The organism is Gluconacetobacter entanii, assembly GCF_003206495.1.
GTDB lineage: Bacteria > Pseudomonadota > Alphaproteobacteria > Acetobacterales > Acetobacteraceae > Novacetimonas > Novacetimonas entanii.
In genome coordinates this window covers 96,903-107,257 of the sequence record NZ_NKUF01000008.1, presented here as the reverse complement: position 1 = coordinate 107,257, position 10,355 = coordinate 96,903, and the positions used below count along the sequence as shown (strand labels likewise).

The following is a 10,355-nucleotide window of genomic DNA, read 5'->3' as shown; positions in this document are numbered from 1 at the left end:
AGCGAACCATGTTCGGAAGAGCAGGCTTCGAACTCCTCAGGGCTCGTGTCCTCCAGCCCGCATAATCAAAAACATCATCACGAAAAGTGCGGAAGAACCTTATTTCTTGCGGATCCACCACTTCACGGGTTCGTCTTCATCCTCCTGCGTCTCCACATCCTCTGCGGGCGCAGGGGTGGGCGCGCGGCGTGGCTGTGCCGTCAGGCGGGTCTTGCGTGCGGCGGCGTTTTCTTCCTTCAGGCGCTCGATCTGTGCCTGTGCCGCGTACAGTTCCGTCTTGAGGCCGAGGATTTCCTCGTTCTTCTGCGCAATCGTGTTCTTGGCTTCGCCAAGCATGATCTCCGCATGGCCGATGCGGGTTTCAAGCCCGCGCAGGTTGCCCTGTATTTCCTGACGCTGGCGTTCGGCGGTTTCACGCAGTTTCTGCTCGATCTGGAGCCTGTTGCGTAGCTGTTCTACTTCGCCATTACTGTCGGACTGTATGTGAAGCGTGCGTGTGGAGGTCGGGCGTGTTGAAATGTTCTGGTGTTCGACCCGTACTTCGCCATCCTGTACGAACTTGCGGCGGCGTGCGCCGACTTCGGGCAGGCGCTGCTGGCGCTTGAGTTGGGTGGGGCGCCGGGGCATCGGGGACGCAGACGAAGGCCTGGCCTTCTCCGGTTCCTTGCCAAGGCGGTCAAGCGCCTCACGCGCTTCACTGACTTCGTCGCGGTGGGGGGAAGCGTCCTGATCTTCTTCACCGGGGAAGGACAGGAATTCATTATATGATGACATGGTCAGACTCTTTGATAGATACAAAGCCGAGGATCTGGAGGAAAAACATCAACCACAGGAATAGGAAATTATTCCTAATGGAGATATTCCAAGATTTCGCACCTGAAAATGACTTCGCGACTATGTAGCCTTTATTCTGGCAGGAATGCAAGCATCCATCAGGATATTGCGGCGTATTCATATTTTGTATGGATCATGGTCTTTTTTTTATGAAGGAGGTGCTGCAGTCTCCCAGTTTTCAACTATTCATCCCTGTATGGTCTGTATTTAGGTATATATTCATGTGCGGGAATGAATGTTTCGATCTGGTTACGCCATGTATCCATCACATGTTCTTGCGATGGGACTTTTTGTGGCCTGCTGTATTGAACCCCGCTGTAACTGGGCGATAACATCGCATGTGTTCCTGTATTATGCAGGTTGAGATGAGGTGTGCGCGGTGATGCACACGCAGAAACCGGTGGACCCTCAGGCGGCACCGCAAAGGGGATGGGAAAGTGATATCGGGCAACACGACCATCACGGCAGGGACGCTGGCGCGTCCGTCCTCGGTCCTGAAACGGGCGGGGGTACCGCGCGTCCTGGTGGTGATGGGGGTTTCGGGATGTGGAAAATCCACCTTCGCCCGGATGCTGTCGGAACGTCTGGGATGCCCCCTTGTGGAGGGGGACGACCTGCATCCTGCGACCAATATCGCCAAGATGGCATCGGGCACGCCACTGACGGATGTTGACCGGCAGCCATGGCTGGAACAGATCGGACAGCAGGTGGCGCAATGGATCGGCGCGCGCCAGCAGGGCGTGGTGACCTGTTCCTCCCTGAAGCATGCATATCGCACGACCATTTCGGGACGGCACGAGCAGGTCTGCTTTGTCTACCTGAAGGGCAGTCGTGACGGCGTGGGCGCGCGTCTGCGTGAACGCACGGACCACTTCATGCCGGCAAGCATGCTCGACAGCCAGTTCGCGACGCTTGAAGAACCGCGCGATGACGAGGTCGTGCTTGAACTCGACGCCAGCGCAACGTGCGAGGACCTGCTCGACGCCGCATGCGCCGCATTGCGGGCGCTTGAAAAAGAAGCCGGCGGGGATGAGGCCACGGTGGTGGTCGATTGTGTTCCCGCCGACCGCGCCCCAGGCTGATCAGGTGGAAAAGCTGCCGGGCAGCCACGTGATGTCATCGTGCCCGTCGGCATTGAAATGCCGGCCCAGCACAAAGAAATAATCCGATAGCCGGTTCAGGCAGGCCGGGATGGCCGGGGCGAGGGGGGCCGTGCGATGCAGGCTGATCATCCGGCGTTCCGCGCGACGGATGACCGTGCGTGCCAGATGCGCCTGTGCCGCCGCAGGCGTGCCGCCCGGCAGGACAAAACTGCGCAATGGGGGTTGGTGCGCACGCAGGCGCTCGATCTCGGTTTCCAGGACATCCATTGCCTCTTTCCCGGCGGGAAAGGCGTCGATGCCCCTGTCTGGCTGGCAGACGATGCCGCCGATATCAAACAGCAGTGACTGGATACGGCGCAGGAACCGCGCGTCGTGCGTCTCAGGCGGGCAGGCCGCGCGCAGCACGCCGATGACGGCATTGGCCTCATCCAGCGTGCCCAGCGCCTCGATACGTGGGTCGTCTTTTTCAACACGCGCGCCATTGCCCAGGGAGGTCTGTCCCCTGTCGCCGCCCCGGGTCACGACCCGGTCGATCCGAATGGCCATAAAATCTTTCCCCGGAATCATGCGTCAGGTCTAAGGTAAAGTCCGAAGAAGGCAGGCCTGCCCCCCGGTGGTGGCGGGGCAGGCGATGCGGACGCCGTTCAGTGCGTGGCGGTCGGCTTCTTCGCGCCGAGCTTGAGCGCTTCGTTCAGGTGCGCCTGCGTCGCGTCCGCCGTGGCGGAGGAATAGGCCTTCAGGTCCGGGTCGCTGGCGGATTCGGCTTCGTTCTGGAACATCGCCAGGGCGTCGCTGTGGGCCTGCGCCTCGATGTCGAGGTAGTCGCGGTCGAACTTGTGACCCTTTTCGGTCTTCAGCCGGTCGATGATCTGCTGTTCGTCGGTGCTCATGTCCTTGTTCAGTTCAAGCCCGTGCTGCAGGGCCAGCGCGGAGAGCTTGTTCTGGTTGTCGGTATGCTGCTTGACGAGGTCGGCGGCCATGTCCTTCACCTTCTGGCGCTTTGCCTGCGTGGTGGCCAGCTGGGAAATCTCGATTTCAAACGTGTTCACCTCGGTGGCGTTCTCGGCGAAGGTCGTGTCTGAATCGGTGAAGGGCGGCGGGGCCGGGGGTGCTGCGGTCTTCGGGGCACGGGCGAAGGAAGAGACAGGCAGCGCCGCGACCGAAGCGCAGAGAAACCAGGCAGCGTATTTTTTCATGTATCATTTTCCTAACGAGAAATATGCGAACGACCCGCTGAACGTGTGAAAAAGTCTAGCAGTTTTGCCCCTGCCGACAAACCCGCATTAAGGGGTTTATCCGCTTTTTACCGATCTTCGGGCATGGCCTGCGCTGCGGGGCGGGGGCAGCACATGGCGCGGGTGCGGGGCGCCACAGCATCTGCCTCCATGCGTGCCGGGCATGGAACATGGCGTCATGACCTGTATGGGCCATGTGGCGTTTATAGGCTACATGCTCGGGGGACACACGGGACTTTTTCGCCCGTGGCGTCCGTATTCCCTGTCATGGATGGCCCGATGCCGACTGTTATTCGCTTTTTACTGTCCCTGGCCGCGTTTGCCGCGCTGCTTGGCGTGGTTGCCGGTGCGTTTGTCGCCCACCTGCCGGACCAGTTCTTTGCACAGGGGGGGCGGGACATGGCGCGGCAGGCCATACAGATGGAAATGTGGCACGCGCTGGCGCTGCTGGGCATCGGGGTGCTGATGATGCAGGCCGGGTGCCAGCGGCTCATCTCGCTGGCGGGATGCGCGATGGCGCTGGGGATGTGCCTGTTCTGTGGCGCGGTCTATTTCACGGCCATTACGGGCGTGCATCTCGGGCCGGTGGCGCCGACGGGGGGCAGTATCCTGATGCTGTCATGGCTGCTGCTGGCGGTGGGGATCCTGCGTTCATGACATCCGCGCACACGGGCACGACGCCGGAGGGGATGTCGCCCGCCGACCTGACGGACCTGCAGGTGGGCGCGGCCTATCTTGCCCCGCCGGGGTTCGAGGAAACGCTGGAACACGAACTCGGCCGCCAGGGCGTGGCGGTGCGCTGGCACGGGCGCCTTGCCCTGACGGCGCAGGCACCGGTGCGCAGCGCATGGGCGCTGGAGACATGGACCGCACCGCAGTTGCGCGACATCGCTTCCATCAAGGGCGCGGCGCGCGACCTGCGCGCCATACAGCGCAACTGGGCCGGATACGCGCCGGACCTGCACCGCCGTTCCGCCCTGATCACCCAGAACCTGCCGCCGCTGCGTGCGCGTCCACTGGTGTTTCCCGCCCTTCCGCCGCAGGGGCACCTGGGGGCATGGACGCTGCTGTCGGCGGAGCGGATGCTGCTCTCCCCCACCAAGACGTCGCCCTTCATCAATGGTGAGGTCCATTTCGTCGAAGACCGCGAAGGCCCGCCCTCGCGCGCGTACCTCAAGTTGTGGGAGGCATTCACGCGCCTTGGGCAGTGGCCGCAGGCGGCCCAGACCTGCCTTGACCTCGGGGCGTCGCCGGGGGGATGGACGTGGGTGGCCGCCCGGTGCGGCGCGGATGTGATCGCGATTGACCGCGCCGACCTCGACCAGCGTGTCGCGGCGCTGCCCGGTGTGACGACCCGCCGTGAAAGCGCCTTTGGCCTTGATCCCGAGAGCATGCCGCATGTGGACTGGCTGCTGTCGGACATCATCGCCTATCCCGCGCGCCTGCTGACGCTGGCGCGGCGCTGGATCGACAGCGGGCGCGTGGCGCGCATGGTCCTGACCATCAAATTCCAGGGCGGGACGGACCATGACACGGCGGAGCAGTTCGCCGCCCTGCCCGGCGGGGTGGTGCGCCATCTGTGGCACAACAAGCATGAACTGACATTCTTCTGGATGCGTGAGGGGACGCCGCACGTCGCCTGATGGCGCGCGCGGTTCAGGACCGTTCTGCCCGCCGCCGGCGCAGGCGTTCGAGTCCATACTCCCCGAGTTGCACGATCCCGATGGCAAGCAGGCAGCATACCAGCGCCACGCCCATGATGATGGTGCGTTCGCGGTCGGTTTCATCCGCGGCCCCCGTCAGGCGATAGACCGCAAGCCATGTGTCCGACCCCGCCACATGGTCCACAAGTCCCGCGACCGTCGCACTGTAGCGCAGGCTGGCCATCAGCAGCATCGTGACGATCACGACGCTGCCGGTCTTCACCAGCGTGCGCGTCAGGGAGGTACTGGTTGTTGCGTCGGTGTTCTTCATGTGGATAGGCTACCTTTCCTCAAGGGGCGAGCAGGTCATGTCCGGCTCGTTGCCGGGAAGATGCGTAAGGGGAGTGAACGCAATGTATGGACGTTCCGGGCATATGTCGCGCCTGTGGCGTGCGGGACTGGTGGCGGGTGCGTGCGTTGGCGCGGCCCCCGGCGGGGGGCAGGCCGCGGCCGTGGATACGCCACCCCAGATCGGTGACCTGACACCGGCGGTTCCGGCGGAACCCTATGGCCCGACGGCAGGGGCGCGCGAACAGATCGCCGCCGCATTTGACACCGCGCGGGCCACCGGACGCAAGGTACTGCTGGATTTCGGCGGCAACTGGTGCCCCGACTGCCGCATCCTTGCCGGATTGATGGACGACCCCGCTGTCGCCCCCTGGATCGCGCGGCATTTCGTGGTGGTGATGATCAATGTCGAACGCATGAACACCAACCTCGAGTTCCTTGAACAGCACGGGCTGAAGATCTCGGCGGTGCCGACCGTGCTGATCGTCACGGCGCATGGCAAGGTGCTCAATGCCGATGGGCTGACGGCGCTGGGCAATGCGCGTGCGATGTCGTCGCAGGCGGTGATCGACCTGCTGGCGCAATGGGATGCACGCACCTGATAATCACCAGCGGACAAAAGTTTTTGGGTGCCGCCTTTTTTCAAAAAGGCGGTGTCTTTCGAAGCTTTTTGGAAAAAAGCTTCACCAAAAACGTCTTCTATTTTTCTGATGGCAGGGGAATGTTGAGGTAACGCGCGGCCTCGCGCACCGTGTCCTCAAGTGCGCCGGGCTGGAACGGGGAGGTCAGCCCCGCCTCCAGCACCAGCCCGGTAAAGGGCCGCGATCCCCCCCGTTCGCACAGCGCGACATAATCGTGCAGCGCACGGTCGTAATCGGTGCGGCTACGCTGCCAGAACTGCAATGCGCAGCACAGCGCGAGCGCATAGTCGATGTAGTAGAACGGCGAGCGGTAGATATGCCCCTGCGCCTGCCACCGTCCGCCGGCGGACGGGTGGGCGATGCCGCCATAATCGCGCCACGGCAGGTAGCGGCGCTCCATCTCCCGCCACAGTTCATGGCGTTCGGCGGGCGACATGTCGGGCCGGGCATAGATCTCGTGCTGGAAATGGTCCACGCACACGCCATAGGGCAGGAACGACAGCGACCCGATCAGGTGCATCTGGCGAAAGCGCTCGGCCTCCTCGGGCACGACCATCAGGTCCATGTGTGGCCATGTCAGGAATTCCAGCGCCATGGAATTGATTTCCGCCGCATCCATCGTCGGCCACAGCAGGTCCACCGCAGGCAGGTTGCGGCTTTTCCAGTTCTGGTAGGCATGGCCCATTTCATGGGTAAAGACATTGATGTCGTGCTGCGTGCCGTTGAAGTTGGCAAAGATGAACGGCATGCCCACCGTGGGGAAGGAGGTGCAGAACCCGCCCCCGGCCTTGCCATCGCGGTTGCGCAGGTCAAGGAACCCGCCTTCGCGCATCTGGCGGTAGAACCCGCCAAGGTCGCCGCCCATGCGGTCGAACATCACCTGCGCCTGCGCCACCAGCATGTCATGCCCGCCGATGGGGCGCGGGTTGCCGTGCGGGTCGATCAGGGGTTCGTCCCACGAATACACGCACTCCCACCCCATCGTGGCGCGGCGGCGCTCAAGGATACGCTGCACCAGCGGGACGACATGGGTGCGCACCTCCTCGCGAAAGCGCGCGACTTCGCGCGGGCCGTAATCCACCCTGCGCATCCGGCGGTAGGCCAGCGAGGTATAGGCATCATACCCCAGTGCCGCGGCCATGTCGGCGCGCACATGCACCAGTCGGTCGAACAGCGTGTCGAGTTGCCGCGCATTGTCGGCAAAGAATGCCCAGCGCACGCGCTCCGCCTGTTCGCGTACAGTGCGGTCCGTGCTTTCGGCATAGGGGGCAAGGCCGGACAGGTTGACAGTCCGGTCCTCGATCGACAGCCGGGCGGAGGCGATCAGCGCGGTATATTCACCGCTCAGCCGGGCTTCCTCCTCCAGCGCATCGGCGATTCGCGAATCGAAGGTCGTGATGTCCGTGCGCCACAGTTCCAGCGTATGCGGCGTCAGTGCGGCGCGCACCGCCTGCTGGTCCGGGGCGTTGAGCAGCCGTCGCTTGATCGCGACCTCGAACGCGGTGACATGCGGCGTCAGCGAATCCGCGTAATCGCGTTCCGCCCGGTTGGCGGCCGACGTCGTATCCTGCGAAAACCGCAGGTCCGTCATCGCCGACCAGCTTTCGTAATCGCGGCGGATCGTATCGAACAGGCCCAGCGCCTCAGGAAGCCGGTTCTGGTCCAGCAGGGTGGAAACCTGCCCGAACCGCAGGGACAGCCTTTCGCGGGTCGGGCGCGGGAAATCAAGTTCGCTGAATCGTGGTGCCATGCCCCGAGTCTGCCACCATAGGCGGGCGAGGTCTATTGCCCGATGCAGCCATCCCGGCATGGCCGCCGCCCGGCGCGATGGGCGCCGGAGGGCCGGATATGGCGATTCGCCGCCCTATCGCGCGCGCAGGACATAGCGGGCAAACCACACGCACATTCCTGCAAAAACCATCGCGCCCGCAATGTCCGGCACGGCGGCGGGCACGCCCGCGGGCATGATCGACAGGGCGCTGTCACGTCCGGCGAATCCCGCCACCGCCGACAGCGCGACGCCCATCAGGCTTTCGCCCACGATCATGCCCGACGCCAGCATGGTGCCGATCTGTGCGGCGCGGGCGTCGCTGCCGCGCCGTGCGCAGACCCAACTGACCAGCGCCCCGACCGCCAGCGTGACGGTGACGGCGGCCGGCAGGTAGATGCCGATCCCCACCGCCAGCGGCGGCAGCGCGCGCCCATGGCGGCGCAGCGCAAGGTCGGTCACGATCACCATGACCGCCAGCCCCCCGCCAACCGCCAGCATGTTCCAGTCAAGCTGGTGCAGGAAGATGCCCGATGCGATCATCATCATCAGCGCAGGCTGCGGCGCGGCCAGCGCATGCGTCGGGTCCATGCCCGGATGCGGCAGGTAGCCCACGAAACCATAGGTCTGGTACAGGATGTTGAGCACCGGCGGGATCACCAGTGCCCCCGTCGCGCACCCGATCAGCAGCGCGACCTGCTGGCGCCATGGCGTGGCCCCCACAAGCTGCCCGGTCTTGAGGTCCTGGAGGTTGTCATTGGAAATCGCCGCCGACGCCGTCAGCGCGGACAGGATGTAAAGGCAGAAGGCGATGCCGCCATGGTCGCCCACCGACGCGGGAAACAGCCCCAGCGCGCGCATGCCGACGAACAGCGACGCAATCAGGATCACCGCGACAATGCAGATCCCCGAAATCGGGGAGGATGACGACCCCACGATCCCCGCCATGTAGCCGCATGTCGCGGAGACGAGGAAGCCGATCAGCATGCAGCACAGCATGCCCACCAGCGCCAGCCCGACGGTGCCCGCACTGATGCCGCCAAAGGGGGCAAGGAAGGCGATGAACATGACCGTCAGCACCACGCTGATGCCCCCGGCCAGCAGCCCGACCTGACGCAGCGGCAGGTCACCGCCGTCATTCGCCACACCCCCGGCGGAGGTGCTGCGCAGGCTGGAATGGATGCCACGCACGATCGGCCCCATCATGCGCGCCAGCGTCCACACGGACGCCACGGCGATCATGCCCGCGCCGATGAAGCGCACGTCATGCATCCACACGCTCGCGGCGTGGGCGGCAGGGGCAAGGTGGGCGGGGTCGGCCTCATGCGCAGTCAGGAACGGGACGAATACCCCCCACGCCAGCACCGCGCCCAGCAGCATGGCAAGCCCCCCCTCGATCCCCACGAGGTAGCCCGCCCCCAGCATCGCCAGCGAAAACCCGCATGACCCGCGAAAGACCGCTCCGCCCCATGACAGCGTGACGGAGGCCTCGTCCGCCAGCAGGCGCAACCCGGCGGAGGCGAAGGTGATGACCGCCGCGATCACGCCGCCCCCCGTCAGGGCGCGCAGGGCCGCCGGACTGGTGTCCTTTTCACCTGCCTTGAGGATTTCCGCCGCCGCCACGCCCTCGGGGTAGGGAAGGGCGCTTTCGGTCACCATGGCGCGGCGCAGCGGGATGGTGAACAGCACCCCCGTCATGCCTCCTGCGGCCGAGATGAGCGCGGTTTCGACAAAGGGGAAATGCTGCCAGTAGCCGATCATGATCAGCGCGGGCAGCGAGGCGAAGACGCATGACAGCGTGCCCGCGGCGGAGGCCTGCGTCTGCACGATGTTGTTTTCAAGGATGCTCGCCCCGCCAAGCGCACGCAGCACCGCCATGGAAATGACGGCGGCGGGGATGGAGGACGCAACCGTCAGTCCCACCTTCAGCCCCAGATAGATGTTCGACGCGGTAAAGACGAGGGTGATGAGCGCCCCGAGGACAATGCCGCGTAACGACAGTTCCCGGGGCATGCGCGTCGCTTTCATATGGATCGCTGGCCTTCTGCTGTGAAAAAGGGGGAAGATCCCGCCATGCCGGTGGGGACGGGGCCTGCCGCGGCATCCGGGTGCGCCCGGCGCGCGCGACGCATGGGGGCGTGGCGGATGCCGCCATCCCTGTGCCCGTCACGTGGCATGGCCGGGATCAGAGCTTGTGGAAGGTCGGCATCACGAGATGGGCGCGGTTGAAGTCAAGCTGCCCCTGCGTCAGCTGGAAGCCGACCTCGATATGGTACTGTTCGGAATGGATGCGCCGCGAAATCGGCAGGGTGATGGGGATGTTGCGCGTGCTGGTGGCCTTCTGCAGGTCGCCATTGTCGAATTCGATATGGGCGATGAACTGCTTCTTGCTCTTGATCTCGCCATTGTACACCACCGCCACGAAATACGGGATGTTGACGAAATTGACCTTGGACGCCGGGCCACGCACCACATGCAGGCCGATCTGCATGTTGGTGACGACCGTGCGGTGGGCCCCGTCCTCGCACGAACCGACGACCTCGCGCAGGGCGGCGCGGACCACCAGGTGCGACAGGTCATGCTCGCCGCCGACATACTGGTAGTAGTCGGCGGCCTCGCCCGGGATTTCGACGACCGGGCAGGCCGGGGCGAAAGAGATCGAATCCGACTCATTCTGGCATCCCGTCGCCAGCAGGGGCAGTGCGAGCAGCGGCAGCGCGCGCAGGAAATTCACGCAACGGGACGAAAGGGGCGCGCGGGAGGGGAAAAGGGCAATCATGCGG

11 protein-coding genes are annotated in these 10,355 nt (G+C 64.4%); 4 read left to right on the top strand and 7 right to left on the bottom strand.

The window, feature by feature from the left end; translation table 11 throughout:
• Window positions 1-99: 99 nt before the first annotated feature.
• The gene (locus tag CFR72_RS05850; protein WP_110913055.1) at window positions 100-774 is read right to left on the bottom strand and encodes a hypothetical protein; all 675 of its coding nucleotides are present in this window, start codon (window positions 772-774) and stop codon (window positions 100-102) included.
• 590 nt (window positions 775-1,364) lie between these two features.
• Here CFR72_RS05850 and CFR72_RS05845 point away from each other — a divergent pair.
• Window positions 1,365-1,916, top strand: coding sequence for a gluconokinase (locus CFR72_RS05845; protein ID WP_244949413.1), 552 nt, complete (start codon window positions 1,365-1,367; stop codon window positions 1,914-1,916).
• Here the strand turns inward: CFR72_RS05845 and CFR72_RS05840 are convergent, their stop codons facing one another.
• Both CFR72_RS05840 and CFR72_RS05835 read right to left on the bottom strand, forming a co-directional pair.
• Entirely contained in the window at window positions 1,917-2,483 is a 567-nt protein-coding gene (locus tag CFR72_RS05840) for a cob(I)yrinic acid a,c-diamide adenosyltransferase (protein ID WP_110913054.1), read from the bottom strand. It lies immediately after the preceding gene.
• Between the two features lie 98 nt (window positions 2,484-2,581).
• On the bottom strand, window positions 2,582-3,133 hold the full coding sequence (locus tag CFR72_RS05835) for a DUF4142 domain-containing protein (protein WP_110913053.1): 552 nt from the start codon (window positions 3,131-3,133) through the stop codon (window positions 2,582-2,584).
• Window positions 3,134-3,451: 318 nt separating this feature from the next.
• On the opposite strand from CFR72_RS05835, the gene CFR72_RS05830 reads away from it, so the two are divergent.
• Both CFR72_RS05830 and CFR72_RS05825 read left to right on the top strand, forming a co-directional pair.
• The gene (locus tag CFR72_RS05830) at window positions 3,452-3,829 is read left to right on the top strand and encodes a DUF423 domain-containing protein (protein WP_110913069.1); all 378 of its coding nucleotides are present in this window, start codon (window positions 3,452-3,454) and stop codon (window positions 3,827-3,829) included.
• Between the two features lie 32 nt (window positions 3,830-3,861).
• Window positions 3,862-4,815 carry an SAM-dependent methyltransferase gene (locus tag CFR72_RS05825; protein WP_110913068.1) on the top strand — a complete coding sequence of 318 codons (954 nt, stop codon included), beginning with the start codon at window positions 3,862-3,864 and terminating at the stop codon, window positions 4,813-4,815.
• Between the two features lie 13 nt (window positions 4,816-4,828).
• Here CFR72_RS05825 and CFR72_RS05820 read toward each other — a convergent pair whose 3' ends face one another.
• Window positions 4,829-5,146, bottom strand: a complete 318-nt coding sequence (locus CFR72_RS05820) for a hypothetical protein (RefSeq protein ID WP_110913052.1) — start codon at window positions 5,144-5,146, stop codon at window positions 4,829-4,831.
• Window positions 5,147-5,228: 82 nt separating this feature from the next.
• On the opposite strand from CFR72_RS05820, the gene CFR72_RS05815 reads away from it, so the two are divergent.
• A complete protein-coding gene (locus tag CFR72_RS05815; RefSeq protein WP_110913067.1) occupies window positions 5,229-5,765 on the top strand; it encodes a thioredoxin family protein in 537 nt (178 codons plus the stop codon).
• Between the two features lie 97 nt (window positions 5,766-5,862).
• Here CFR72_RS05815 and CFR72_RS05810 read toward each other — a convergent pair whose 3' ends face one another.
• The 3 genes from CFR72_RS05810 to CFR72_RS05800 form a co-directional block, all read right to left on the bottom strand.
• Window positions 5,863-7,554, bottom strand: coding sequence for a M3 family oligoendopeptidase (locus CFR72_RS05810; RefSeq protein ID WP_110913051.1), 1,692 nt, complete (start codon window positions 7,552-7,554; stop codon window positions 5,863-5,865).
• A 114-nt stretch (window positions 7,555-7,668) separates the two neighbouring features.
• Entirely contained in the window at window positions 7,669-9,600 is a 1,932-nt protein-coding gene (locus tag CFR72_RS05805) for an OPT family oligopeptide transporter (protein WP_110913050.1), read from the bottom strand.
• Between the two features lie 157 nt (window positions 9,601-9,757).
• Window positions 9,758-10,351 (bottom strand): hypothetical protein, encoded by a 594-nt coding sequence (locus tag CFR72_RS05800; protein WP_110913049.1) that lies wholly within the window; start codon window positions 10,349-10,351, stop codon window positions 9,758-9,760.
• Window positions 10,352-10,355: the final 4 nt, after the last annotated feature.

Excerpts from the sequence above, each read along its gene's own strand:
- CFR72_RS05850 (WP_110913055.1), bottom strand. The coding sequence starts at position 774 with ATGTCATCATATAATGAATTCCTGTCCTTCCCCGGTGAAGAAGATCAG.
- CFR72_RS05845 (WP_244949413.1), top strand. The coding sequence starts at position 1,365 with ATGGGGGTTTCGGGATGTGGAAAATCCACCTTCGCCCGGATGCTGTCG.
- CFR72_RS05840 (WP_110913054.1), bottom strand. The coding sequence starts at position 2,483 with ATGGCCATTCGGATCGACCGGGTCGTGACCCGGGGCGGCGACAGGGGA.
- CFR72_RS05835 (WP_110913053.1), bottom strand. The coding sequence starts at position 3,133 with ATGAAAAAATACGCTGCCTGGTTTCTCTGCGCTTCGGTCGCGGCGCTG.
- CFR72_RS05830 (WP_110913069.1), top strand. The coding sequence starts at position 3,452 with ATGCCGACTGTTATTCGCTTTTTACTGTCCCTGGCCGCGTTTGCCGCG.
- CFR72_RS05825 (WP_110913068.1), top strand. The coding sequence starts at position 3,862 with ATGTCGCCCGCCGACCTGACGGACCTGCAGGTGGGCGCGGCCTATCTT.
- CFR72_RS05820 (WP_110913052.1), bottom strand. The coding sequence starts at position 5,146 with ATGAAGAACACCGACGCAACAACCAGTACCTCCCTGACGCGCACGCTG.
- CFR72_RS05815 (WP_110913067.1), top strand. The coding sequence starts at position 5,229 with ATGTATGGACGTTCCGGGCATATGTCGCGCCTGTGGCGTGCGGGACTG.
- CFR72_RS05810 (WP_110913051.1), bottom strand. The coding sequence starts at position 7,554 with ATGGCACCACGATTCAGCGAACTTGATTTCCCGCGCCCGACCCGCGAA.
- CFR72_RS05805 (WP_110913050.1), bottom strand. The coding sequence starts at position 9,600 with ATGAAAGCGACGCGCATGCCCCGGGAACTGTCGTTACGCGGCATTGTC.
- CFR72_RS05800 (WP_110913049.1), bottom strand. The coding sequence starts at position 10,351 with ATGATTGCCCTTTTCCCCTCCCGCGCGCCCCTTTCGTCCCGTTGCGTG.